The organism is Micromonospora cynarisoli, assembly GCF_030518815.1.
Lineage (GTDB): Bacteria > Actinomycetota > Actinomycetes > Mycobacteriales > Micromonosporaceae > Micromonospora > Micromonospora wenchangensis.
The window spans coordinates 2,052,619-2,076,978 of record NZ_CP130426.1 but is presented as its reverse complement, the minus strand read 5'-3'; the positions used below and the strand labels follow the sequence as shown (position 1 = coordinate 2,076,978).

Below are 24,360 nucleotides of genomic sequence, written 5' to 3'. Positions count from 1 at the left end.
GCCCGGACGGTACCGGAAGGAAAACGTCCGGAACCGGTTCTAGGTTGACGGTATGACGGATGAACGGATCGTCCTGGTCGGTGGTCTCTGGCTCGACGCCCCGGTGTGGGACGGCGTGGTGGCCGAACTGGCGCGACGCGGCCGGCACGCGGTGGCGGTGCGCCTGCCCGGTCAGGGGGACGGGAACACCACGGCGACGCTCGACGACCAGGTCGGCGCGGTGCTGGCCGCCGTCGACGCGGCCCCGGGCGGGTCGGTGGTGGTGGGGCACTCGGCCGCCTGCGCCCTGGCCTGGCTGGCCGCCGACGCCCGGCCCTCGACGGTGGGCAGAGTGGTGCTGATCGGCGGGTTCCCACCGGCCGACGGCGACTCCTACGCCGACTTCTTCCCGATCGAGGACGGCGTGATGCCCTTCCCCGGCTGGGTGCCCTTCGAGGGCCCGGACGCGGCCGACCTCGACGACCGGGCCCGGCGGGAGTTCGCCGCCGCCGCCGTCCCGGTGCCCGAGCAGGTCGCCCGGGGGACCGTGCGGCTGACCGACACCCGGCGGTACGAGGTGCCGGTCGTGCTGGTCTGCCCCGAGTTCTCCCCGGCCCAGGCGCGGGCAATGATCGACGCCGGTGACCTGCCCGAACTCGCCAAGGCCCGGCAGGTCGACCTCGTCGACATCGACTCCGGGCACTGGCCGATGCTCAGCCGGCCGGTCGAACTGGCCGGCATCCTGGCCGGCCTCTGACGGGTCCGCCGCGCACCCGGCGGACCCGCTGGAGGCGACGGGTGACCCGGCGGCACCGGGCGACGGTGAACGGGGGCGCACCGGTGCGAGCACCGCCTCCGGCCGATGCCGACGACGGGCCAGCCCGCCACGGCACTTCGGGTGTCGGTTTCAGCGTTGTGTTGTGGGTGGTGCGTCGGGTGGTGTGGTGTGGTTGCGTTCGAGGTAGAGGCGGTAGTCGAATAGGCCGGGTCGGGGGCATGGTTTGCTTCGGGCGGGGCGGCAGGTGTTGAAGGTTTCCTGGAAGGCGAGGAGTTCCCCGCTCGTGGGGTGGATGATCAGGCGTTTGGTGGATCCGTCGTGGTTGAGGCTCACGGCGGTCCCGGTGCGGCCGGCGATGTCGGTGGCGGTGGTGGTGGTGATGCCGGGTAGGTCGGCGAGGATGAGCAGGATGGTTTGGCGTTGTCGGTGGCCGAGGTAGTGCTCGTTGTTGAGGCTGACCACGGCGGTGATGATCGAGTCGGGGCCGTTTTCGGGTGGGGATATGGTGCCGAGGTGCTGTTGGAGGCCGGCGCGATCGCTGGGAATCGGTTCGGAGCCGGGGCGCGCGAGGCTGCCGCGTGCGTAGGTCTCGTCGGACACCACGGGTGCCGCTGCGAGGGCGTCGCGGTCGCTGCCGTCAGGTAGCCGGGTGAGGTTTCCCCGGTCGGGCAGCCGGCGCTCGATGACCCGTCCGGCCCCGTCCGGCTGGCTCCAGCGACGGATGTCCCACCGACTGACGACCGTCGTCGCGCGGGACCATGACTGAATGTGTAGGTAGGTGTGCGGGTCGGGCTCGGCGTCGGCTGTGACGGGTGTGATGGCGTCGGCCAGGAGGCGTAGCCGATCCTGCGCCGTCTGCGGCTCGTTCGTCGGTGTCGGAGAGGCAGATGGCTGCACGGTCACGTCGGCGGATGGCGTGGAAGTGCGGATGGGGGTGCAGGCGGTGGGCACGGTGACGGCGAGAATGAGAGCGAAGATCAGGGCGCGGGTGGGCCGCTGCCACCCGGCGGCGGTTCGGGCCTTGGTCATGGTTTGCGCCTTCTGTCGCGGAGGTTGTAGGGAACGGTCGGTTCAGGTGATGTGGGCCCGGTGCTCTCCGTGGTGGCGGTCGGGTTGCCGCTGCGGGTGAGTGGCCAGAGCCGGGGTCCGCTGGGGAGGTGTAGGGGCAGTCCGGCGCGGTAGCCGTGGCCGCCCAGGAAATCGCGGGTCGCCTCCGTCGTCACGACGGTGTCGTAGGGGTCGCCGGGCTGGTCGACGCGGTGGTGGTGCCGGTCGAGCAGACGCCCGCCGATGCCCTGTCCCCGTCGGGTGGGGGTGACGTGGAGCCTGGACAGCCAGTGGTGCGGTGTGTCGGTTCGGTGGCTGCTGATGAGTGCGTGGAGTTGTCGGAAGCGGGGTAGCGCCCGGCCGGCGAAGACGCCCAGGTGGTGATCGGACAGCACGGCGGCGTCGGGGACGGGGTGGCGATGCCACACCGCCACTGCGGTCAGGTCGAGGGGGACGTCGACGTGGCCCCACTCGACGGCGTGGTCGACCTCCATGGCCAGCAGGCCGTGGAAGACCACGCGGCGTTCGGCGGGGTCGGGTACCAGCCATTCGGCGACGGGGTCGGCGGTGGCGGCGTCGACGAGTAGGGCGGTGATGGTGGGGACGTCGCCGGGTTGCGCGGGTCGGATCTGGGCCATCGGGTTCATCGGGTGCGCCGTTGGGGCTGTGGGTTGGGTGGGAAGGGTGCCCGGCCGGTGGGGGTGTGTTGGCCGCGCCACATGCGCCAGATGGGTAGGCCTTGGGTGGGCAGGATGAGTGGTGGGCCGGGGGTGTAGCCGAGTCGGTGGTAGAGCTGTCGGTTGCGGGTGTTGGTGGCTTCCAGGTACGCCGGTAGGCCCAGCTTGTCGAGCTGTTGGTGGTGTTCGTGGAGTAGGGCGGCGCCGATGCCCTGGTTCTGGTGTTCCGGGTCGACGGCGAGGTAGGCGAGGTGGTGGTGGGGTTCGTCGGGGTGGAAGGCGTCGAACATGGCTTCCATGAGGGTGAACTTCGGCGCGTAGGGGCCGGTGGCGTGTTCCAGGGCTTCCTGGCGTTCGCGGGTGTGGCCCTGGGGCGGTGGGTCGAGTCGGGGGTACCAGATGGCGACGGCGGACAGGTTGGTGGTGGTGTCGATGTGGCCGTGCGTGAGGCCGTGGTGGAAGGCGTTTTTGAAGTAGCGGTAGAGGACGACGCGGCGGTCGGTGGGGTCGGGGATCAGCCAGTTGGCGACGGGTCCGTCGTGGAAGGCCTCGGCGAGGACGGCGATCAGCGGCCCCGCGTCTGAGCTGGTCGCGCGACGCACGGTGACGGTATCGGTGTCGGGCATGGTCGTAGAAACTCCTTGCGGGGTCAGGCCGGTTGGCGGGTCGGGTGGTTGCGTAGGGGCAGGGTGTGGCTGTCCGCGCCGAGGCCGATGGCGGCGTAGACGGGCGGGTTGGTGGTGCGCAGGGTCAGTGCCCAGACCGCGCCGAGGAGCGCGGCGGCGGCGTAGGCGGCGGGGAAGAGCCAGCGCAGTGGTGAGTGTGGGTCGACGCCGAGGAGGGTGTCGAACTCGCGGAGGGTGGCGGTGAGGATCGCGGCGAGCGTCAGTGTGGCGGTCAGGGGCGCGACGGTGGCCCGCCAGTGGCCCTCGTGGTGGCCGGTCCTTCGGGTGAAGTAGCCGAGGACGGCGGTGGAGGTGGCGGTCATCAGGATGAGGATGCCGAGTCCGCCGGTGACGGTGATCCAGAAGAACAGGTGCACGATCGGGTCGGCGTCGGTTGCCGCGTAGCCGGCGAGGGCGGTGAGTGCGAGGCCGCTCTGGGTGATCGAGCCGATCTTCGGTGCGCCGGTGTGGCGGCTGGTGCGGCCGAAGGCGGCGGGGATCACGTGTTCGCGGCCGAGGGCGAACAGGTAGCGGGCGACGGTGTGGTGGAAGCTGAGCAGGGCGGCGAACAGGCTGGTGATGAACAGGACCCGGCCGATGGTCACGACGCTTGCGTCGAGGTGTGGGGTGACGAGGTGGAAGATGAGGTCGGTGCCGTCGGTGCGGGCGGCGTCGACGATCCGGTTGGGGCCGGTGGCGACGGACATCGCCCAGGCGGATAGGCCGTAGAGCAGGCCGGTGACGGTGACGGCGAGGTAGGTGGCGTGGGCGACGGTGCGGCGTGGGTCTTTCGTCTCCTCGGAGAACACGACGGTGGCTTCGAAGCCGACGAACCCGGTGATCGCGGTGACCAGCGCCGCGCCGATCCCGGCGGCGAGGACGTGCGTCGGGGCGAGGGTGTCGACGGTGACGGTCGCGGCGGGGTGGGTGATCATGACGGTGTCGAAGACGACCACGATCGCGCATTCGGCGGTCAGCATGACGGCCAGGACGGTGCCGTTGAGGTCGATGCGTAGCACCCCGAGGACCGTCACCGCTGCCCAGGCGGTCAGGGCGCACAGCCACCAGGTGACGGCCCATCCGTAGCGGTCGTGGAGGAACTGGGCGAGGACCGCGCCGAAGCCGCCGTACAGGCCGATCTGCATGGCGTTGTAGGCGAGCAGGGCGACGGCTGCGGCGGCGACGCCGGCCGGGCGGCCGAGTCCCCGGGTGACGTAGGTGTAGAACGCCCCGGCGTTGACGATGTGTCGAGACATCGCCACATAGCCGACTGCGAAGAGCGCGAGCACGGCGGCGACCACCAGGTACGCCACCGGGATGCCGGTGACACCGGTGACGGCGTAGCCGGTGGTCGCACCTCCGGCGACCACGGTCAGCGGCGCGGCGGCGGCGATCACGAAGAACACGACGGAGGGGATGCCGAGCCGACCGCGTGCCAGGGCCGTGGAGATGGTGTCGGGTGAGGTGGGGGACATGGGCCCTCTTCCATACGGGTGGGTTGGGGATGGGCGGGGGAGGTTGGGGCGGGCTAGGTGGTGGGGTGGGGCGGGAGCACGGCGGCGGGTGCGACGGCGGCTAGGACGCGGGTCACGGAGGCTAGGTGAGAGCCCCGATGTCTTGGGCGGCGGCGAGCTGCCAGGGTGCGCCGGCCAAGTTCGCGTTCGGGTCGTTGTGGCTGACGGCGGCGGCGATGAGTAGGTTGGTGCCGTTGCAGGCGATGACGCCCGCCCTGTCCCGGCGGCCGGCGGTCTCGACCGGTGGAGGCCCGAGGTGGGCGTGGTTCTCCGTTAGTCAGGGAGCGTCTCTCTGATCGATGAGGTGCTGCCGGTCAACGGCGGCCGGCGATGGTTCGTGCACGCTCAGGAGGTGCGGTGGCTGAGCACGGTTGCGCCGACGGCGGCGCCGAGTTCGCCGAGCAGTTCGGGCCAGGGTGGCCAGAGTTGCCTGACCAGGCGGGCTAGGTAGTCGCGGGCGAGCCAGGAGGCTCCGTCGAGTAGCGCCGTGTCCAGTTGGGTGCGTAGGACCAGGCCGGCGAGGAGGACGTCGTGCTCGGGGAGGTCGCGGCGGTTGCGGAGCTGTTGGGATAGTCGGGCCCAGGGCCAGGCGGCGGTGTTGATGTCCGTGGGTACGTAGGCGGTGCGCCGTCGCCACCTCGGGCCGGTCGTCTGCTCCCGGAGTAGCCCGGCCTGGGTCATGCGCTGGGCGACCTGTTCCTTGGCGGTGGTGGCGAGGTATGACAGCCACTGCCGGACGGGGGTGTTCTGGGGCTCGGTGAGCATCCGGTCGAGGATCTTGTGTTGTAGCCAGTCCGCCGGGGTGGGGCCGTCGCGCCAGACGTGGACCGCGCCTTGGGAGAAGCTGATTCGGCCGGCGTAGTGCAACTCCATGAGCAGTCCGGCTGCGAGCCCGAGGGAGATCGCGGCGGGGAACAGGCGCGGCTGCCCGGTCTGATCGTGGTGGGCGAGGAAGTAGAAGTCGTTGGCGATCAGTGGCGGCTGACGGCGGGCGGTAGCGACCGCGCGGGCCGGCCGGTGGGCGGGGGCGGGTGCGTGGTGGGCGGGCCGAGTGTGCTCGTCGCCGTCGGCGGGGGAGATGGTCACCGCTGCTGGCCTTCCTGGGTCGGATCGTCGGAGGGGTCGAGGAGGCCGTGACGTTGGAGGAGGCCACGGCCGATCGGGTGGTCGCGCAGCTCCGCGATGGCCCAGCGGTGCTGCGTGCACCCGTCGTCGCGGCACTCGAAACAGGTACGGTCGAGGTGGCCGAGGACCGTTCTGCGGGCCGAGTCGTACCGGTCGCCCCGGTGGTCGCTCTCGTGGGTGCCGGTCATCGTGTGGGGCCGTAACGCCGTAGCGTGGTGATGCGGACCCGTAGTTCCAGGCAGGGTGGGTGCTGCTCCACGTGCGGGTACGCGCACTGCGGCCGGTGGCCGAGGACCCACATCCACTCGTCACTGAGATGCGCCAGGTCCGTGCGCAACCGCACCACCACGACATCGACATGGGTGCCGGGCACCAGGCCGCGACCGAAGGACCAGTCGTCGCCGTCGAGTTGCAGCAGGGTACCGGGGTCGACTCGGAGCGGGGGAAGGTTGCTGCCGGTCATGCGCGTGGCCACCAACGCCAGCGGCGTCGCTTCGGCCGGTTGGGAGTCTGCGTCGGGAGGCTGAGGCCGGCCCAGAAGCGGTGGTTGTCGCGTGCCACGTCCTGGGCCGTGGCCTCGTCGGATCGGCTCCAACCGCCCCGGTGACCGTAGAGCGTGGCCGCACCCTCCCGATCGATACCGAACGGCTGATACGCCTGCCCGTCCCGAGGAACGAACCACTTGACACGGGCCAACGCCCTCACCTTCCTCTGTGGAATGCACGGCCAGGGCCCGTTCTGGCGGACGGTCGCCTACCTCCACCGTGGGTGCAGGACCAGGCCCGGAGACTGCACCTGGCTTGGTGACCTCGGAGGAGTCTTACCGTGCAGATGGATCTGTTCGTGGATGTACTGGTCTTATCAGTGGTGCCATCCGGCCAAGGCTGCCCGCTAGCTGTCTAGCCGTATCGTCGGTAGCCGGCTAGTCGCTATGCTTCGGAACATGGCGACTCTTGACGATCTTCAAAAGCTCGCCGCTGGTGTGCGAGAGGCGAGCCAGGCACTCGAAGACCTGCGGCGGAAGCGTGACCAGTTGATCCGTGATTTACGCCGGTCGACCACGCATACCGTTCCCGAGATCGCCGTAGCTGCCGGCGTGTCACAGGCGACGGTCAAGACGGTCGTTCGCGGCTTGCGTTGAGAGCTTCGTCATGCGATGAGAGAACCCGACAGGGCTGGGCATCGACACCATGTGGAGACCCGTGTGAAGTTCGAAACTGCATGTGAGGCATATCCCTCCCCTGTTCGTGGCCCGGTAGCGTCCGAGGTAGGCCCTGGGAATGGACGAACATGAACGAACCGAACGACGCGCTTGCCGCGCTCATCAGCGAAGCTGGCTTCTCGTGGGCCGGACTGGCTCGCCGCATCAACGATTTGGGCGCAAATGAGGGTCGTGCGCTGCGATACGACTACACGGCGGTAAACCGCTGGGTAAAGCGTGGCGAGAAACCTCGTCCGCCCGTGCCGACTCTGCTCGCACAGGCTCTGTCCGAGCGGCTTAGCCGCCGTGTCAGCCCGTCGGACTTCGGTATGACCAAAGAAGAAACCCTGGCCGCGCGGGGGTTGCGGTACTCGGATGACACGAGGGCGACTGTCGATACGATCATTGATCTTGGGAGAGCTGACGTGAAGCGCCGCGACATCGTGAAGGCACCGTTCGTCCTGGCTGCGCTCGGTGCGCCTAGCCGAGACTGGCTGCTTGCCATGCTGGAGGAGACAGCGACAGAACGCGGGCCGCGTCAGGTGGGCATGCGCCAAGTGGCCGGCATCCGTGAGATGTTCGCGCTCTTTCAAGACATGGATGTGATGCGGGGCGGCGGCCATGCTCGGATTGCCCTGGTGGAGTACATGCAGAGCTACGTCCTGCCGTTGCTTAAGCGTGACCACGAGCCCGCGGTGCAGGACGCGTTGTACGAAGCTGCTGCCGAGCAGTCCTACCTTGTGGGCTGGATGGCGTATGACGACGGCGAGCACGGCTTGGCGCAGCGGTACCTGATTCAGGCGCTACGCCTGGCGCAGGCCGCTGGCACCGTTGCCCTCGGTGCTCATGTGCTCGCGGGGATGGCTGACCAGGCGAACCTGCTCGGCCATCCGGGTGAGGCGCTGATGCTTGCTCGTGCCGGTCGACGTGGGCTTTCCAAGGGAGATTCGCCAGCGTGTCTCGCGGATCTTCATATTTTGGAGGGCCGCGCGCTTGCGGCACTTGGCGAGGCATCGGCTGCTGCCGCGTCGGTGGTGAAGGCCGAGCAGACTCTTGGGAGCGTGGCCCACGACGAGGAGCCTGCTTGGGCGAAGTTTATCGACGTGCCCTACATCTTTGGCGAGGCCGCGCACTGCTTCCGGGATCTCGGCCAGCCTTCGGAGCTTGAGCGCTTCGCCAACGAGTCTGCCGCCGGTGCTCGACGGCAGGGACGCGCTCGTCGCGGCGCGCTCAGTGAGGCAGCGCTGTCCATCGCTGACCTCGAACGGGCCAACGTCGAAGCTGCCGCGTCACGGGCGGCGCACGTCGTAGACCTGGCTGCGTCCGTCACCTCGTCGCGAACCGTCGAGACCGTGCGTGACCTGCAACGTCGCATGAAGCCGTTCGGCAACCTGCACGAGGTGCAGCAGTTCAATGCGCGGGCTGACGCGCTTCTCGGTCTAGCCATTTAGCTCTCTCGAAGAGGTGTCGTCACGAGCAATCGTCAAGAAAGCGGCAACGGAGGGAACTGCGTCGAGGTGGCGACGAACCTGCTCGCCCGCCAGGACGCGGTCTTCGTCCGGGACAGCAAGGACCCGCAGGGTGGTCAGATCGTGGTGACGGCGCGGAGTTGGACGGCCTTCACTGATGCCCTGCGGGAGGGCGTGCTGACCCCGTAACCGGGGCGGGCCGTTCCACCGGAAGCAGCCGGTCGACACCGGCTGCTTCCGGTAGCGGCGTGGCCGCGAGATCCATGACGAGGCCGCCCATCAGCGGCAGGTCAACTGCCGGAGGGAGCGGTAGGGCGTACGCGGTGCACCCGGTGGGCGGTATGTTCCTCAACTGGCGGAAGTCCAGCCGCTCCGGCGGTGGCGACAACTGCATCGAGGTCGCCTTCGCGCTCGACGGCGCCGTGGGCATGCGGGACTCGAAGGACCGGACGGGACCAGTGCTGGGGTTCACCCGGGGCGAGTGGACGGCGTTCACTGACGGCATCCGCGCCGGTGAGTTTGACGCACACTGAGCTGCTGCCTCGTCGGCGCGTCCGGGGAGCCGGGCGCGCCGCGCTGACCTCGGCCGACATGAGTGTCACCGCTTGCAGGCGCGGTTCTGCTGGTCGGCGTAGTCCCCTGCCCGCCAATCTCGCGCCGGCTCGGAAGGAGACGGACCCCGATGCAAGCATGAAGTGAAAGCTGCGCGTTGCTGTCGACTTGTTCTCAGCTCAGCGCATCGAGACCAACGTCTGCTCGATGTGTTCGAAGATGTCCGCGTCCGTCTCCTGCTGCCACTCCGGCATGTCTGACCAGTCGGCCACGTAGGAAGCCTTCGGGCTGGGAAAGTGTTTGAAGATCTGCGCAATCCAGCACAGGGCGACGAAACGTCCTTTCTGTTCACGGGTCAGCTTCGCGGTTGCGCCGTCGGCGGCCTCGATGAACTGGCGGACCTGCTCGAACACGGCGGCGGCACTGTCCCGTTCCCAGTCGGGCGTATCCTCCCAGGGCGTGACGTAGCCCGGTTTCGGTTCGCCGGGGTAGTGCTTCCGGACTCCCGCGATCCACGCCTCCCGGAACACACGCCCCGGTTCTTCGACCTGCACGCTGGTCCTCCCTCTGGTCGTGTCAGTTCCCTGCCCTTATCAGGGCATTGATCTGGCTGTTGAGATGCCGCACGTGAGTGTCGGCAAGGAACGGCTGCAAGTGGTGGTGCAGTCGGTTGAGTTTGGAGCCGACCACGCCGGAGCCGCTTTGACGGGCAGTATCGAGGGCGGCGCTGCCGTAGAGCACGATCTGGTGTACGTCCCTACGGTGAACTCCGACCAAGGCGAGGTCCGTCAGAACGGTTCCGCGTCGTCGCGTGGAGAGGCTTTGCGACAGAGCGCCGGACAGCACCGGCCCGGCTAGGTCTGGCCGCCTCAACTCGACGTAGCAGGCTCCGCGTTCCTCGGCGAGCCGGGAGCCGTTGAAGCGCAACCAACCGCCGTTGTGAACCTGGCCGGGCAGGTGGTTGACCCCTTCAGCTTGGTCGAGCGCCCGCCGGCATCCGCCCAGGTCGCCGAGGCCCGCGAGAGCCTGTGCCCGCACAGTGTGTGCCCAGTGCCGGGTCGACAGCGTACTGTCCCCGTGCTGAGCCAGGCCGGCGGCAACGTCCAGCATCGGTGCCGCGTGCCGGAAGTCGCGCTCGTAGACGCTGATGAAGGCGTGACGGATCATCGCGCACGCCCAGAGATCGTAGGCAGCGGCTTCTCGGGCGGCGGTCGCTGCCAGGGTGTAGCAGTGCGCGGCCTCGCTGTACGCGTTCGCGTCGAAGGCGACCTCGCCGGCGAGCTGGAGCAGGTCGGCGGTGACCCCGCAGAGCCTCCGGTGCACGGGTGTCGTGTGGGAGCGACGTAGGTTGGCCGTGAGCGTCGTCAGCTGACGGTTGACCAGCGGTGATACTGCTGCCTTGGACTCGGCCGCGCCGAAGGCCGCCCACAGCTGGGTGTTCAGTCTCTCCATGCTGGTTCTCGTGCCGTAGGTGTCCCACAGGTAGTTGTTGACCGCCCGCCTCGGCGACCTCCTGCCGGGACATCCGTCGGCCTGAACCACTCGGGGACAGAAGTCGACGGCGGGCGTCGCTGAGTAGGGTGTTGGGGCCATCTGACACACCCGACTTCGGTGCCAACCCATCACCGTCCGTCGAAACTCGCTGGTACCCCTGTCGGGCGGTCCTGCAAGAACGCTGCCACCCTCATCCCCTGGTCTGCTGGACCTCGGCTTGCATCCTGCCGAACGAGACGATCCGACGGTCCGGTTTGCCGGGATGCCACGCCAGAATGCCAGCGTGAGCACCTGACTACAAGACACATCGCCCCGTGAGGCGTAGTCAACCAGTAACGCCGATGGCTGAGGGGGTCTTCGGACTGAGCTACGAGCGGGACTGCTGCGCCTCGTTCCGGCGGGACAGCCCGCCCTGTCGCGGTGTCATCCTTTGAAAGAATATTGACAGTACAGAACAAGAGGCGCAGTGTTGTCATGTCACATGACTTTGAGAGGATCAGACATGACTCAGATTGCGCTTGCACTGGCGAAGTTCGCCCGCGCACAAGGCGATCTCTACCTCAACCTGGCCGCCGACTTGGAAGCCGTAGCGCAGGTCCCTGACCTCACCGCAGACGCTGAGGTCGAGATCCCGACCGGGCGCGGCCAGCGCCAGCAGCAGATACTCGCCGTGCCCGGTCTCAGCACCGAGAACGGCATGAAGACTGCCGACATAGCCGCCGCCATCAGCTACGACGGACCGAACACGCACACCTCGCTGCAAGCCCTGCACAAGGCCGGCCTCGTCGAGCCGGTTCCGGGCGCGTCCCCGCAACGATGGCGGCTGGCCCCCCGCTATCGCACCACCAGCGTCGTCTTCATGCGCATGGCATCCCGCGTCCGCGAAGGCGAGTGGACAACCTACGGAGACATCTCGATTGCCGTGCGCGGCGACACCAAGGCGGCCCGAGGCGTTGGGCAGGCCGCCGCAGCCCTCGCCAACTTCCCCCACCCCGAACGAATCCTCATGGAGGGCGGGCGCATCAATCCGAAGTGGCGCGACAGTCAGAATCGCGGGCCGGAGTACTGTCGCCAACTGTTGGAGAGTCAGGGCGTTCGATTCGACAACGATCTCGCCGATGCGCACCAGCGCGTGACGTGGGATGAACTGCGTCGCCGCGACGAGTCCGAACCCGTCACCGAATGACCGAGTCGACGATGTAGCCAGGACGGAGCCCATGACACACGGACCGAACACCATCGAGATCAACGGCGCCGCGATGCTTCTCACGGCCGTCAGCGGCGGCACCGCGGTTCACCTCACCGCTACCACGGCACCCGGCGCCGGCCGCGAAGCAGTACCCGACTTCTACTTTGACGGCAACGACCGCGTGTCGGCCGACTACGACCTCATGGCCCTGCGTGAACGTCGATGGTCCGACAAGACGATCTGTGGCCGCGTCTGGGCGGTCATGGTCGGCGGCGACGGCGGTGCAGTTGGCCGGCACGGCGATGTAGCGTACGCCCCAACCTGCCGGCGCTGCCTGACCTTGATCGACCGCCATTTCCCGAAGCCCGAACCCGACGACCGGCTCGCGCTCGTCGCCCAACTCGCTACCGACGTGGTCATGGGCCGACGAGGCTACGTCGAGATCCACCACGTCCCCGGTGACCAGCAAGACGCGCTGCGCAAAGCCGTCCGCGCCGCGATCCGGAGGCACACCGATCACTCCGTCCGGACCTACTCGATCAACGGCGTCATCTACGTCGAATGCCAGGCCATGTACGACCGGTACGCCCGCCAAAACGACCGCGAAGCCGCCGACGCCGTGGACGCGGTGCTGAAAGGCGAACCGCCGCCGCCGCGCGAACGTGATTGGGTCATCTCATGGGCCACCTGGGGCGTCAGCTGACGCCGAGGCCGTGAGACGAGCGAACGGCTCCCCGCCGATCTGGGCGAGGAGCCGTTCATCATGATCCGAGCGAGAATTGAGCCTCAACGGTCAGATGTCGGTCGATGACCACGCGTTGTTGCAGTTCTGTGAGGTGCCACCGGCAGGATTCGAACCTGCGACATACGGTTCTTGGACTATCCCGCGGACCCGGTTCCACCCGCACGCCCGGAGCTGGCCCCGCCGCACTCGCGTCCGCCCGACCAGCCGGCCCCCGGCCCCGAGTGCCGGGTACCGGGGGACTGGAAGCGTCGGCTGCACTGACCGGCACGCCCGGCGGGGACGATCCGTTCGCCCCTCCGACCGGCGTCAGACGGCCGTGCGGGACCACTGCTGGTTGGTGCCGGTGTTGCAGGTGTACTGCTTGAGCACCTGACCGTCGGCGGTCGACGACGCCGGCACGTCCACGCACTTGTTGCTGTGCCGGGCCCGGAGCTGGAAGTAGCTGCCGTTGGTGACCATCTGGAACTGCTGGTTGGTGCCGCTGCCGCAGGTGTACTGGATGAGTTCGGCGCCGTCGGCCGTGGAGGCGCTGGTCACGTCGAGGCACTTCCCGCTGTGCCGGCTGACCAGACGCCACCAGCCGCTGCCGGCGTCGACGAACTGCCACTGCTGCCAGGCGTTGCCGGCGTAGGTGTACTGGCCGACCCGTGCGCCGTTGTCGGTGTTCGGCTGCTGGACGTCCATCGCCTTGCCGCTGTGCCGCACGGTGACCCGGTAGTACGTTCCGCTGCTCGGCGGCGGCGTGGTGGGGCCGCCGCCGATGGTGTCGCCCCACCCGTAGCGGACCCGGTCGGACCCGGAGGGGTTGCGGACGGTCAGGTTGAGGTCGGTGCCGCTGCCGCTGAGCGCGTACATCGAGTACCAGTCGTAGCCGATGGTGCCGGGCTTGCCGCCGAGGGCGGGCCAGTAGGTGCCGCCCATCTGGTTGTCCCGCATCACCTGGGCCATGGCCCGGATGTGGCGGACGAAGTTGTCGGTGCTGTTGGCGTCGGCGTAGTTGCGGCCGTCGTTCATCGGCGCGCCCCACTCGGTGGCGACGGCGCGGGAGGCGCAGTTGCCGAGGCGGGTCTGGATGTGGCTGCGGAAGGCGTCGTAGCTCATCTCGCCGTAGAAGAACGCGTAGTGGTGGAAGGAGAGCAGCGTCGCGTTGAACCGGCTGTCGTTGCAGACGTCCCGCAGGTCCTGGCTGAAGCCGGTGCCGCCGATGAGCACCCGGCCGGGCACCGCCGAGTAGTGGTAGCTGAGCCAGTCGGCGGCCACGTTGCGCCACTCCGCCGAGCTGTAGCCGTGCGGCTCGTTCATCGGTTCGAAGTAGACGTTGGGGTTTGTGCCGTACGTGTTGGTCACCGTGGACCACATCGCGTTCCAGGCGGCGAGGTTGGTGATCCGGCCACCGGAGGCGGCGCCGTCCTCCCAGTACGCCAGGATGACCTTGAACCCGCGGGCGGTGGCGGCGTCGATGGCCCCCCGGTACGCCTCCCACCATGCCGTGCCGACCGTGTGCGTGTTGATCGGCAGCCGGACGGTGTTGACTCCCATGGTGGCGGCCATGTCGTCGTAGAGGGCGTTGGCCTTGGCCCGTACCGTCGCGTTGCTGTCGGACGCGCTGAGGCCCTGCACGACGAGCGGGCCGGTGCTGAAGTTGTCGCCCAGCACGGCCCAGTTCATGCCCCGGAACTGGCTGGTGGCGGCGGTGGCCGGGGACGACACGACGACCGCGCCGCCGACCATCGCGGTCGCCACGGCGGCCAGCGTGACCAGCAGCCGGCGGAGCGGGCGGTGTCGCCGCGCCGCCGCTGCGGGCGACGTGATCCGGGTCGGGGGGTGGTCGGTCACGGGATCGGGCCTCTCTGGTCGGAACGTCGCGCCGATATCGCTGTTAGCGCTAACATTGGTGCGCCGCGATTGGTGCCCTGATTGTTGCCTGCGTGTTGCAGACAAGTCTCAGCGATCGCTTCCGGGGTGTCAAGAATCGACGAACATCGTTCGATGGGGGTGGTGTCGTCGCCGGGCGGCACCGGTCAGGGCGGATCGACGCGCCCCGGCGGGCCCTCGTCGTCGGCCCGCGACGCCGCCCCCGCCCCGACCCGACCGGCCGTGCGCCGGCGATGCCGCAGCTCCACCGCCAGGCAGCCCACCGCCGTCGCGGCGGCGACGAGCAGCAGCACCACGGCGAGATTGCGGCCGTACGGCAGCGGCAGCACCGACGGATCGTCCGGTGGCCGCCCGAAGCCCAGGACCAGCGGCAGCGCCACGACGGTGAGCGCGGTGGTGCCGACCGCCCCGGCCCGTACCACCGGCCGGTGCCGGCGCGGGACGAACCGGGCGAGCAGCGCCCCGACGGCCAGCACCCCGGCCATCCAGACGACGTCGTGCCCGACCAGCACCCCGGCCAGGAACACCAGCACCCCCACCGGGGCCAACTGCCTGTCGGTCGACGCGCCCACCACGGCGTACCCGATGAGCAGGGTGCCGGCCGCGACGAGCGCCACCCGGGTCCTCACCCCGCCTCCCGTACGACGATCCGGCCGACCCACTTGGTCTGGAGCACGCCCGGCCGGTTCGGCGCGATCAACCGGGCCGGGTAGCCGTGGTCGGGATGCAGGGGTTCCCCGCCCAGCCGCAACGCGACAAGCGTCGCCGGATCACCCACGTGCGCCGGCCCGACCGTCGACGCCCGGTAGCGTCCGGCCGCCTCCAGCGACTCGACGCGGACGCTCGCCCGGTCCGGGTCCGCCCCGACCAGCGCAACCAGGTCCCGCAGCCGCACCCCCGTCCACCGCCCGGTCGCGCTCCACCCCTCCACACAGGCGATCGGCAGGTCGGCGGTGTGCTGCGGCAGGGCGTGCAGGGCGGGGAGATCCAACGCGACCCGCCCGCCCGGACCGTCGACCACCAGCCGGTACGCCGCGTCCCCGACATTCACCCCGGCCCGGCGGGCGGTCCGGTTCACCGGCAGCCCCTGCGGGCCGACGTCCGGCCGGCGCGGGGCGAGCACCGCCAGGCCGGACAGCGGCCGGACGGTCTGCCCGACCGTGGTCAGGGTGACCAGCCCGGCCGCGGCGGCCACCCCACCGAGCAGCCCGCGCCGGCTGAGCCGCTCCTGCGGCGACTCGATGACCGGGCGGGCCAGCGCGGCCCGGACCGCCGGCAACTGCACGCCGACGTGCACCAGCAGCGCCCCCACCGCCAGCCACGCCACCCAGTGGTGCCCGGCGGTGAAGAAGAACGGCATCGGCGCGTACCAGCGGGCGATGTTCAACACCCCGCCGACCACCTCGAACAGGGCCGCGGCGACCAGTACACCGACGCTTGCGCGTTCGACCGCGTGCGCGACCGACCGCACCGGCGGCCAGCGGAACAGGTGGTGGTAGACCGACCACAACTTGGCCCCGAGCAGCGGCACCGTGGCCAGTCCGGTCGCCACGTGCAGCCCCTGGGTGAACCGGTAGAGCCCCACCGGCCGGGCCGGCCAGCGGAACCAGCCCGGCGGGTGCTGGATCAGGTGGCTGAGCAGCCCGGTGAGGAAACAGACGGCGAACGCCACCCCGAGCGCGACGCCGAGTTGGCTGGTCAGCCGGGTCGACCGCAGCGGGGACGGGAACCGGTCGGGTCGCACCGACACCGACCACCGTCGGGCGGGCCGCCGTAGCACCGCCTGCCGGCCGCTCACCGGGGGCCGAGGGTGGCGAACCACCGGCCCGCCTCGGTCCAGGTGTCGCGCACCCGCAGCGCCGTCGCCCCGGCCAGCGCCGGCAGACCGTCCAGGGGTACGCAGGCCCAGGGCAACGGGCCGTCCGCGCCGCCCGGCGTCCGCACCACGGCCGTACCGGACCAGGCCGGTGTCCCAGGAGGCGCGAACTCGACGTGCAGCCGACCGTCGGCGGCCAGCAGCCGGCGGCACCGGCGCAGCAGCCGGTACGGGTCACCGCCGATGCCCACGTTGCCGTCGGCCAACAGCAGGTGCCGCCACCGCCCGGCCCCAGGCACCGGGCCGAACACGTCCCGTCGCAGGGCCACCGCGCCACGCCGACGGGCCAACCGGACGGCGGTGGCGCTGACGTCGATACCGAGCGCTGGCCGCCCCGCGTCGATCAACGCGCCGGTGAGCCGACCGGGTCCACAGCCGACGTCGAGGGTCGGGCCGGTGCACCGGGCCAGCAGCGACGCGTCCCCGGCGACGGCGTCCCGGCACCACAGCGCCGGATCGAACCGCAGTACCCCGCCGCTGGGGTGCCGGGCGGTGAACGCGGCGGGGACACCCGACGCGGCCCGGTCGAACACGGCGTCGAACAGCGCCACCGCGTTCACCCGGCCACCGCCGTGGGCGACGGGACGTCGACCGCGACCGCGCGGGCGAACCGGCTGCCCGGTGGGCACAGCGCCGCCACCGCGTGGGCGTCGACGGCGGTGTCCACGTCCCGCAGCCGGGGCAGCAGGTGCACCCGCAGGCCCCGGCGGCGCAACGCGGCCAGGGTGCGCGCGCCGGTGCTCGCCACGGAGGTGGGGACCGTGCGCAGCACCGTGGCGTGGCCGGGGTCGCGCAGCCCCAGCGTCCACCAGCCGCCGTCGTCCGCCGGCCCGAGCACCGCGTCCGGCCCGTCCGCCCGGCCGAGCAGGTCCCGGGCGGTCGCCAGGTGCGCGGCGGTGAGCTGTGGGGTGTCCATGCCGACCAGCAGGGTCGCCGCGCCTGTCGTCCGGCTGTCGGCGAATGCGTGGGCGAGCCGGTCGGCGAGCGGGCCACCCCGCTGGGCGAGCCGCTCCCAGCCCGGCGGGGCCGGCAGGTCACCGTCGACGACCAGCACCCGGGCGTCGACAGTGGCCGTCGCAACCGTGTCGAGGGTGTCCGCCAGGGCCGCCGCGGCGACCCGGGCGGCCTGCGCGGGCGTGCAGGGCGGGCAGAGCCGCGTCTTGACCCGGCCGGGCACCGGCGTCTTGGCCAGCACCAGCACCCGCAGGGCGGTCGGTGGACGGTGGGCGTTCACCGGGCCAGCACCGTGCCCATGTCCCGCACGGCGCGGGCGGTGCCGAGCACGGTGCCTGTCACCTTCGACCGGGTGCCGGCCGCCCGGGGGTGGTAGTCGACGTCGACCTCGACCACCCGCCAGCCCGCCCGACCGGCCGCGATCAGCAGCTCCAGCGGGTAACCGAAGCGGCGGTCCCGCAACCCCAGCGCCAGCAGGTCGTCGCGGCGGACGGCCCGGATCGGCCCGATGTCGTGGACGTCGAGGCCGGTGGTGCGGCGCAGCCGGTGGGCCAGCACGGCGTTGCCGACCCGGGCGTGCCACGGCCACACCCCGCGCCCCGTCGGCCGACGCCGGCCGGTGCCCAGGTGCGCCGCGCCGGACCGGACCGGATCGGCCAGCCGGGGCAGCTGCGCCGGGTCGAACGACCCGTCGGCGTCCAGCACGCACACCACCCCGTCGACCGGGTCGGCCGCCAGCACCCCGGCGTGCACGGCCGCGCCGTACCCGGGCTCGGCCACACTGATCACCTCGGCCCCGCAGGCCCGGGCCACCGCCGCCGACCCGTCGGTCGAGCCGTTGTCCACCACGATCGGCCGGTAGCCGGCCGGCATCCGGGCCAGCAGGTCGGGCAGGGCCGGGGCCTCGTCGCGGCAGGGAAGAACCACATCGGTCATGCAGCGGGACGCTAGGGCACCATCCGCCCGGAAATTCTTACCTGACGATGACGGAATCCCCGGCCGCCGCGCAGTTCTTACGAACCCCTGACGGCTGGTCGTCGTCGCGGCGCGACGGTGGTCACCGGCCCTACCGTCGGCGGGTGACCCACGTACTCGTCACCGGCGGCGCCGGTTTCATCGGCACCCATGTGGTGACCGCCCTGCACGACGCCGGACACCGGGTGACCGTGGTGGACTCCGGCCACCCCGGCGCGCACCGCGGGCCGTTGCCGGACACCGTGGCGGGCGCACCGCTCGTCCGGCTCGACGTCCGGGACCGGCCGGCCCTCGCCGAGGTCCTGGCCGACGGGGTCGACGCGGTGGTGCACCAGGCCGCCATGGTCGGCCTCGGCGTCGACCTCGACGACCTGCCCGAGTACGTCGGGTGCAACGACCTCGGCACCGCCGTGCTGCTCGCCGCGATGGCCCGGGCGGGCGTGCACCGGCTGGTGCTGGCCAGCTCCATGGTGGTCTACGGCGAGGGCGCGTACGCCTGCGCCGGGCACGGTCCGGTGCGCCCCGCGCCGCGTACCGTCGCCGACCTGGCCGCCGGCCGATACGAGCCGACCTGCCCGCGCTGCGCCGCCACCCTCACCCCGGGGCTGGTCGACGAGGACGATCCGTTCGACCCGCGCAGCGGGTACGCCGCCAGCAAAGCCGCCCAGGAGCACCTGACCGCCGCGTGGGCCCGGCAGACCGGCGGCGCGGTGGTGGCGCTGCGGTACCACAACGTCTACGGGCCGGGGATGCCCCGCGACACCCCGTACAGCGGGGTCGCGGCGATCTTCCGGTCCGCGCTGGAGGCCGGCCGGGCACCCCGGGTCTTCGAGGACGGCGGCCAGCGCCGCGACTTCGTCCACGTCCGGGACGTGGCGGCGGCGAACCTCGCCGCGCTGGACGCGACAGGCACCGCCACCGGCTGGCGGGCGTACAACGTGGCCTCCGGCCGGCCGGTCACCGTCGTCGAGGTCGCCACGGAACTGGCCCGCGCCGCCGACGGGCCGCCGCCCGTGGTCACCGGCGAGTTCCGGCTCGGCGACGTGCGGCATGTGGTCGCCTCGCCCACCCGGGCGGAGACCGAACTCGGGTTCCGGGCCGCCGTGGGGCTCGCCGACGGGATCGCCGAGTTCGCCCACGCCCCCCTGCGCGGGTGAGCGCCACCCCCGGCAACCGTCCGACCCGGGTGCCCGACAGCCGTCCGGTGCCGTCCGACGACGCGCACCGCCGCCGGGTGGAACCGGAGGGCGGCCCGCGCCGTCGCCCGCCGCGCGCCGACGTGATCGCCGCCGCTGCCGCCGTCGGCCTGTTCGCGGTGGCCGCCGTCACCGGCGGGGTGCTCTACCTGCTCGGCCATCCGGTGCACGCCAGCGCGGCACCGCTGTTCGCGCACTGGCTGCCGCACGTCGGCATCGGCACCCCGCCGGCCCTGCTGCTGGCCGCGCTGGTCTGCTGGCACGGGCCGGCGGTGGCCGCCCGGCTGCCCTGGCGACCGCTGCTCGCCCTCGGCTACGCCACCGCGGTGGCCTGGACGCTGTCCCTGGCCCTGGTCGACGGCTGGCACCGTGGCGTCGCCGGCCGGCTGACCACCCGCCACGAATACCTGCACGAGGCCCCCGGCGTCACCGACGTCCCCGCCATGCTGGCCGGCTTCGCCGGTCGCATCCTCGACGGGCAACCGGACTCCTGGACCACCCACGTCTCCGGCCACCCGCCGGGGGCGCTGCTCGTCTTCGTCGGGCTCGACCGGGTCGGGCTGTCCGGCGGCGGCTGGGCGGGGACGCTGTGCATCCTGGTGGCGGGCCTCGTCGCCGTCGCCGTGCCGCACACCGTACGGCTGCTCGGCACCGAGGCGGCGGCCCGCGCGGTGCTGCCGTTCGTGGTGCTGTTCCCCGGTGCGGTCTGGGCCGGGGTGTCGGCCGACGGGCTGTTCGCCGGGGTGACCGCCACCGGGATCGCCCTGCTGGCCCACGGCGTCACCCGGGGCCGCGCGGTGGGGGCGCTCGCCGGTGGGGCCCTGCTGGCGTTCGGCTGCTACCTGTCGTACGGGCTGGTGCTGATGGCCCCGCTCGCGCTGGCGGTCGTCGTGCTGGCCGGCCGGCACCGGCGCACCGTGGGGTGGGCGGTCGTCGGGGCGCTGCCGGTCGCCGCCGCGTTCACCGCCGCCGGGTTCTGGTGGCCCACCGGCTACCACCTGGTCATCGAACGCTACTACCAGGGGGTCGCCGCCGACCGGGCGTACGGCTACTGGGTCTGGGCCGACCTGGCGCTGGTGGTGGTGGCTGCCGGCCCGGTGGCGGCGGTGATCCTGCGGCGGGCGGTGCCGGCCGGCCGGCGGGCCCTCGCGGCACGGCGGCCGGACACGGAGCACGCCACCTGGCTGCTGCCGCTCGCCGCCACGGCGGTGATCCTCGCGGCGGACCTGTCCGGCTACAGCAAGGCCGAGGTGGAACGCATCTGGCTGCCGTTCACCGTCTGGCTGACGGCCGGCGCGGCCCTGATCCCCGCAGCCGACCGGCGCGGCTGGCTCGTGGTGCAGGCGGCGGTGGCGCTCACGGTCAACCACCTGCTCCTGACCGGCTGGTAGCACCGGCGCGACTTCTTACCGAACCATGACGTACCCGGCCGACGGTGACCGTTGCCCACCCGCCGGGCCGTATCCCCGGGAGACAGCACACCACCGCAGCCGGTTTCCGGCCTGGAGGAGATTTCCGATGAACCGCAGACCCGACGGGACCCCGCTGGTCCACACCCGACCGGCCCGGATCGCCCTGGCCACGCTGGTGCTGGCGGCCACCGGTGCGCTCACCGTCACTTTCGTCTCCGGCGGCGGCAGGGGCACCGCGGACGCCGCCACCAGCCTGGACCAGTTCGTGCCGATCGAGAAGGTGCCGCCGAACGTGCGCGACCCGCAGCCGGCGGCGGGCGGGTCGCCAGGCCGGTTCACCGTGGACTGCGGCACGAACGGCAACGGCAAGTTCAGCCCGGACAACCCGGTGGCCCAGCCCGGGATCCGCAACGGCGCCGAACACGTCCACGACTTCGTCGGCAACCTGGCGATCACCGCCAACTCCTCCGACGCCGACCTGGACGCCTCCGGCACCACCTGCCGCAACGGCGACAAGTCGTCCTACTTCTGGCCGGTGGTGCGCATCGACCGAAGCGTCCGCGACGACGACCAGGTGCGGCAGGCCCTCGCCCAGACCCAACCGGTGGTCGTCTGCCCCTCGGTCGGCAAGCGGTTGCGCGCCGTCCCCACCGAGGCCCGGGGCACCGTCGACCGGCTGCTGGCCGACCTGGACCGCCAGCAGGCCGCGGCGAACCAGCGGATGACGGCGAGCCGGGGCCGCATCGACGCCGCGTTCAACCGGGGGGTCGTCGACGCGTTGCGGGCCCGCCGCGCCGCGACGATCAGGCAGATCAGCGCCTCGGTCACCGCCGCCGGCGGCAACCAGCCCGGCCTGGTCTCGCTGGTCGAGTGCGACGTCAGCTACGACGACATGCACGCCCGGATGCCCGCCGGCGCCCACCGTGCCAGCGTCACGGCGGCCCAGGCGGCCAACCCGCGCATCCAGTGCCCCACCGTGCGGGACAAGCTGCCAGGTGTCCCGGCCGGGGCGCTCGCCGAGGTTAACCGCAACCTCGACGAGCTCGACAGGCAACTCTCCGAGGCCAACGAACGCCTCGTCACCAGCCGGGGGCAGGGCGGCCCGGCCTTCGTCGACAACGCCATCCTCGGTCCGCTGCGCGCCAAGCGGATCGCGGTGCTCGACCGGATCGCCATCGCGATCGGCCGGCAGGCCGCCCGCCCGCAGGGCCTCGACGCGTTCGCCACCTGCACCCTGGACCAGGCCCCCGGCACCCCGGGCAACGCACCCACGACCGCTGCGCCTGCCACCGCCACCGCGCTGCCCGACCCGCAGGGGCCCGACCTGGAGCTGCCCGGCAACACCGGCGGCATCGTCCGCCCGGCGCGGGTGCTGATCGAGTACCGCGGCAACCCCGTCAGCCGGGTGGTGCCGATGCCGAAGTTCCTCCGGGCGCTCACCGGTGACGCCAAGCCCACCAGCCGTGGCCCGGCCAACGCCCGCGCCACCTGGACCTGCTCGGGCTTCGCCGACCGGCTGGCCGACAAGTACCCGATCTGCCCCGCCGGCAGCCAGGTCCAGCGGGTGCACGACTTCCCCGGCTGCTGGGACGGCCGCAACGTCGACAGCGACAACCACCGCAACCACGTCGCGTTCGCCGACCGGGCCACCGGTGCCTGCCCGCAGGGCTTCCGGGCGATCCCGCAGCTGCGGATCACCGTCGGCTACGACATTCCCCGGGACGTGCAGCTCAAGGGCCAGTACGCGCTCGACTCGTTCCCGGAGGAGAACCACAACCCGTTCTCCGACCACAACGACTTCGTCAACGTCAACTCCGCCCAGACCATGCAGCGCATCGCCACCTGCATCAACAAGGGCAGGAACTGCTCCTGACCCCGGGGCGCCGCGGCGCGGGAGGGCGCGACACCACCGCCACGCCGAGGGCGGTGGTGTCGCGCTGACCCGTGGCCGACCCGGCCGGCCGGGACAGCCACGGGTCGGTCGTGCGGTCGGTTACGGGGTCACGGAGAGCAGGTGGGCCCGGTAGCCCTCGCCGTAGCTCTTGGTCGGGGTGCCGTTGTAGTCCTCGATGAGCACGTTGCCGCCGCTGCAACCCCACGGGTTCCAGGTCCACGCGGTGTAGCCCAGCCGCTTGCTGTCCAGCCAGGTCATCAACCTGTCGATGTAGTCGTGGGCGCAGGTGTCCTGGCCGATCTCCCCGGCGTGCACCGGCACCTGGGCCGCCACCGGCGCGATCTGGGTGTCCCAGCAGGTCTCGGTGACGCAGGCGTTGAAGTTGTACGAGTGCCAGGAGGCGACGATGTTGTTGCGCGGGTCGGTCGGCTTGTAGGCCAGCCACTGGGTCAGATCGTTGGTCCAGGTCAGACCGGGGACGAGCAGGACGTTGGTGGCCCCGGTCGCGCGGACGGCGTCGACCAGGCTCTGCATGCCGGCCACCGGGTACTCGATGCCGGTGCAGGTGCCGCCGTCACGCAGGCAGCGCCACGCGGCCGTCATGTCCGACCAGTTGTTGGCGGCGTCCGGGTACGGCTCGTTGAACAGGTCGAACAGCACCGCGTCGTTGCCCTTGAACGCGGTGGCCACGCCGGTCCAGAACTGCGGCGTGTACTGCCGGCTCGGCATCGGCTTCTGGCAGGTGGCGTTCACGTCGGGGCAGGCCGAGATGTTGCCGGTGTACTGGCCGTGGGTCCAGTGCAGGTCGAGGATCGGGTTGATCCCGTTGGCGACGAGCAGGTTCACGTACGCCTTGACCGCCTGCTGGTAGGTGGCCCCGCTGGGCGACCCGGACAGGCCGAGCCAGCAGTCCTCGTTCAGTGGGATGCGTACCGCGCGGATGTTCCAGGCCTTCATCGCGTCGACGGAGGCCTGGTCGACCGGGCCGCTGTCCCACATGCCCTTGCCCTGGACGCAGGCGAACTCGCCGCTGGCCCGGTTGACGCCGAGCAGGCGGTAGGTCGCCCCGGCCGCGGTGACCAGCCGGTTGCCCGAGACCCGCAGGCTCGGCGCGGCCCCGCCCGGCGGCGGGGTGGTGGTCGGCGGTGGGGTGGTGGGCGGGGCGGTGGTGGGTGGCGGCGTGCTGGGCGGTGGGGTGGTCGGCGGCGGCGTCGTGGGCGGGGGTGTCGTCGGGCTGACCACGCCGGTGCAGGTCGTCCCGTTGAGCGCGAACGACGTGGGTACGGGGTTGGTCCCGCTCCACGCGCCGTTGAAGCCGATCGTGGTGGACGCGCCGGTGTTCAGCGCGCTGTTCCAGCTCAGGCTGGCCGCCGACACCCGGGCACCGGACTGCGACCAGGCGGCGCTCCAGCCCTGGGTGACCCGCTGGTCGGTGTCCGGGAAGTCGAACGTCAGCGTCCAGTTGGCCAGTGCCGAGCCGAGGTTGGTGATGGCGATGTTGCCGCTGAACCCGCCGGTCCACTGGCTCTGCACGGTGTAGGTGACCGCACAGCCTGCGGCGGCGGCCGAGGCGGGCAGGGTGGCCGCGGTCAGGCTGGCGGCCACCAGTGTGCCGGCGGCTGTCGCCGCCAGCAGGGCATGACGACGTGTCATGAAGCTCTCCTAGGCATAGAGGGGAGCGTCGATGGGAGCGCGCCTGCGAGCTTTCTTTATTCGCCTTATTAAGTCAAGCGTATCGATGCC

The 24,360-nt window shown here is 71.3% G+C and carries 26 protein-coding genes; 10 read left to right on the top strand and 16 right to left on the bottom strand.

All coding sequences use genetic code 11. From position 1 onward, the window contains the following. Nucleotides 1–52 precede the first annotated feature (52 nt). Nucleotides 53–736 (top strand): alpha/beta fold hydrolase, encoded by a 684-nt coding sequence (locus tag Q2K16_RS08505; RefSeq protein ID WP_302744571.1) that lies wholly within the window; start codon nt 53–55, stop codon nt 734–736. 150 nt (nt 737–886) lie between these two features. Here Q2K16_RS08505 and Q2K16_RS08500 read toward each other — a convergent pair whose 3' ends face one another. The 7 genes from Q2K16_RS08500 to Q2K16_RS08470 form a co-directional block, all read right to left on the bottom strand. Continuing rightward, complete coding sequence (locus Q2K16_RS08500) at nt 887–1,786, bottom strand: hypothetical protein (RefSeq protein WP_302744570.1); 900 nt, start codon at nt 1,784–1,786, stop codon at nt 887–889. Further along, nucleotides 1,783–2,451, bottom strand: coding sequence for a GNAT family N-acetyltransferase (locus Q2K16_RS08495; RefSeq protein WP_302744569.1), 669 nt, complete (start codon nt 2,449–2,451; stop codon nt 1,783–1,785). The genes Q2K16_RS08500 and Q2K16_RS08495 overlap by 4 nt, the downstream gene beginning before the upstream one ends. Further along, nucleotides 2,448–3,107 carry a GNAT family N-acetyltransferase gene (locus Q2K16_RS08490; RefSeq protein ID WP_302740190.1) on the bottom strand — a complete coding sequence of 220 codons (660 nt, stop codon included), beginning with the start codon at nt 3,105–3,107 and terminating at the stop codon, nt 2,448–2,450. The genes Q2K16_RS08495 and Q2K16_RS08490 overlap by 4 nt, the downstream gene beginning before the upstream one ends. Nucleotides 3,108–3,130: 23 nt before the next feature. Further along, a complete protein-coding gene (locus tag Q2K16_RS08485) occupies nt 3,131–4,621 on the bottom strand; it encodes an APC family permease (protein WP_302744568.1) in 1,491 nt (496 codons plus the stop codon). 384 nt (nt 4,622–5,005) lie between these two features. Next, nucleotides 5,006–5,746: a GOLPH3/VPS74 family protein gene (locus Q2K16_RS08480; protein ID WP_302744566.1), complete on the bottom strand. Its 741-nt coding sequence runs from the start codon at nt 5,744–5,746 to the stop codon at nt 5,006–5,008. Continuing rightward, nucleotides 5,743–5,973, bottom strand: coding sequence for a hypothetical protein (locus Q2K16_RS08475; protein ID WP_302744565.1), 231 nt, complete (start codon nt 5,971–5,973; stop codon nt 5,743–5,745). The genes Q2K16_RS08480 and Q2K16_RS08475 overlap by 4 nt, the downstream gene beginning before the upstream one ends. After that, a complete protein-coding gene (locus tag Q2K16_RS08470; RefSeq protein ID WP_302744564.1) occupies nt 5,970–6,248 on the bottom strand; it encodes a hypothetical protein in 279 nt (92 codons plus the stop codon). Before Q2K16_RS08470 ends, Q2K16_RS08475 begins: the two co-directional genes overlap by 4 nt. A gap of 480 nt (nt 6,249–6,728) precedes the next feature. Between Q2K16_RS08470 and Q2K16_RS08465 the strand changes: the two genes are divergently transcribed. The 4 genes from Q2K16_RS08465 to Q2K16_RS08450 all read left to right on the top strand — a co-directional run bounded on the left by Q2K16_RS08465 (nt 6,729) and on the right by Q2K16_RS08450 (nt 8,988). Continuing rightward, complete coding sequence (locus Q2K16_RS08465) at nt 6,729–6,926, top strand: hypothetical protein (RefSeq protein ID WP_302744563.1); 198 nt, start codon at nt 6,729–6,731, stop codon at nt 6,924–6,926. Nucleotides 6,927–7,075: 149 nt separating this feature from the next. Then, nucleotides 7,076–8,437, top strand: a complete 1,362-nt coding sequence (locus Q2K16_RS08460; protein WP_302744562.1) for an NsdA family TPR-like regulatory protein — start codon at nt 7,076–7,078, stop codon at nt 8,435–8,437. Nucleotides 8,438–8,503: 66 nt separating this feature from the next. Then, nucleotides 8,504–8,644: a DUF397 domain-containing protein gene (locus Q2K16_RS08455; RefSeq protein ID WP_489671863.1), complete on the top strand. Its 141-nt coding sequence runs from the start codon at nt 8,504–8,506 to the stop codon at nt 8,642–8,644. 152 nt (nt 8,645–8,796) lie between these two features. Beyond that, entirely contained in the window at nt 8,797–8,988 is a 192-nt protein-coding gene (locus Q2K16_RS08450; RefSeq protein ID WP_302746406.1) for a DUF397 domain-containing protein, read from the top strand. Nucleotides 8,989–9,186: 198 nt separating this feature from the next. Here Q2K16_RS08450 and Q2K16_RS08445 read toward each other — a convergent pair whose 3' ends face one another. Continuing rightward, nucleotides 9,187–9,561 (bottom strand): hypothetical protein, encoded by a 375-nt coding sequence (locus Q2K16_RS08445; protein WP_302744561.1) that lies wholly within the window; start codon nt 9,559–9,561, stop codon nt 9,187–9,189. Nucleotides 9,562–9,583: 22 nt separating this feature from the next. Next, on the bottom strand, nt 9,584–10,459 hold the full coding sequence (locus Q2K16_RS08440; RefSeq protein ID WP_302744560.1) for an NsdA family TPR-like regulatory protein: 876 nt from the start codon (nt 10,457–10,459) through the stop codon (nt 9,584–9,586). Nucleotides 10,460–11,003: 544 nt separating this feature from the next. On the opposite strand from Q2K16_RS08440, the gene Q2K16_RS08435 reads away from it, so the two are divergent. Together Q2K16_RS08435 and Q2K16_RS08430 are read left to right on the top strand one after the other, a co-directional pair. Then, nucleotides 11,004–11,687, top strand: a complete 684-nt coding sequence (locus Q2K16_RS08435) for an MGMT family protein (protein ID WP_302744559.1) — start codon at nt 11,004–11,006, stop codon at nt 11,685–11,687. A gap of 31 nt (nt 11,688–11,718) precedes the next feature. Continuing rightward, nucleotides 11,719–12,393 (top strand): hypothetical protein, encoded by a 675-nt coding sequence (locus Q2K16_RS08430; RefSeq protein ID WP_302744558.1) that lies wholly within the window; start codon nt 11,719–11,721, stop codon nt 12,391–12,393. Between the two features lie 348 nt (nt 12,394–12,741). Here the strand turns inward: Q2K16_RS08430 and Q2K16_RS08425 are convergent, their stop codons facing one another. The 6 genes from Q2K16_RS08425 to Q2K16_RS08400 all read right to left on the bottom strand — a co-directional run bounded on the left by Q2K16_RS08425 (nt 12,742) and on the right by Q2K16_RS08400 (nt 18,076). After that, nucleotides 12,742–14,271, bottom strand: a complete 1,530-nt coding sequence (locus tag Q2K16_RS08425) for an RICIN domain-containing protein (protein ID WP_302744557.1) — start codon at nt 14,269–14,271, stop codon at nt 12,742–12,744. A 185-nt stretch (nt 14,272–14,456) separates the two neighbouring features. Beyond that, nucleotides 14,457–14,939, bottom strand: coding sequence for a hypothetical protein (locus tag Q2K16_RS08420; protein WP_302744556.1), 483 nt, complete (start codon nt 14,937–14,939; stop codon nt 14,457–14,459). Continuing rightward, nucleotides 14,936–16,108, bottom strand: a complete 1,173-nt coding sequence (locus Q2K16_RS08415) for a molybdopterin-dependent oxidoreductase (RefSeq protein ID WP_302744554.1) — start codon at nt 16,106–16,108, stop codon at nt 14,936–14,938. The genes Q2K16_RS08420 and Q2K16_RS08415 overlap by 4 nt, the downstream gene beginning before the upstream one ends. Further along, a complete protein-coding gene (locus Q2K16_RS08410) occupies nt 16,105–16,746 on the bottom strand; it encodes a class I SAM-dependent methyltransferase (protein ID WP_302744552.1) in 642 nt (213 codons plus the stop codon). The genes Q2K16_RS08415 and Q2K16_RS08410 overlap by 4 nt, the downstream gene beginning before the upstream one ends. Further along, nucleotides 16,743–17,420, bottom strand: coding sequence for a TIGR04282 family arsenosugar biosynthesis glycosyltransferase (locus tag Q2K16_RS08405; RefSeq protein ID WP_302744551.1), 678 nt, complete (start codon nt 17,418–17,420; stop codon nt 16,743–16,745). Before Q2K16_RS08405 ends, Q2K16_RS08410 begins: the two co-directional genes overlap by 4 nt. After that, complete coding sequence (locus Q2K16_RS08400; RefSeq protein WP_088646821.1) at nt 17,417–18,076, bottom strand: glycosyltransferase family 2 protein; 660 nt, start codon at nt 18,074–18,076, stop codon at nt 17,417–17,419. The genes Q2K16_RS08405 and Q2K16_RS08400 overlap by 4 nt, the downstream gene beginning before the upstream one ends. Nucleotides 18,077–18,219: 143 nt before the next feature. Here Q2K16_RS08400 and Q2K16_RS08395 point away from each other — a divergent pair, with 143 nt between their 5' ends. The 3 genes from Q2K16_RS08395 to Q2K16_RS08385 all read left to right on the top strand — a co-directional run bounded on the left by Q2K16_RS08395 (nt 18,220) and on the right by Q2K16_RS08385 (nt 22,596). Then, complete coding sequence (locus Q2K16_RS08395) at nt 18,220–19,272, top strand: NAD-dependent epimerase/dehydratase family protein (protein WP_302744549.1); 1,053 nt, start codon at nt 18,220–18,222, stop codon at nt 19,270–19,272. A 77-nt stretch (nt 19,273–19,349) separates the two neighbouring features. Further along, nucleotides 19,350–20,702 (top strand): hypothetical protein, encoded by a 1,353-nt coding sequence (locus Q2K16_RS08390; RefSeq protein ID WP_489671905.1) that lies wholly within the window; start codon nt 19,350–19,352, stop codon nt 20,700–20,702. Nucleotides 20,703–20,829: 127 nt separating this feature from the next. Next, entirely contained in the window at nt 20,830–22,596 is a 1,767-nt protein-coding gene (locus tag Q2K16_RS08385; protein ID WP_302744547.1) for a DUF1996 domain-containing protein, read from the top strand. A gap of 120 nt (nt 22,597–22,716) precedes the next feature. Here the strand turns inward: Q2K16_RS08385 and Q2K16_RS08380 are convergent, their stop codons facing one another. After that, the gene (locus Q2K16_RS08380; RefSeq protein WP_302744546.1) at nt 22,717–24,270 is read right to left on the bottom strand and encodes a cellulase family glycosylhydrolase; all 1,554 of its coding nucleotides are present in this window, start codon (nt 24,268–24,270) and stop codon (nt 22,717–22,719) included. Between the last annotated feature and the right edge of the window lie 90 nt (nt 24,271–24,360).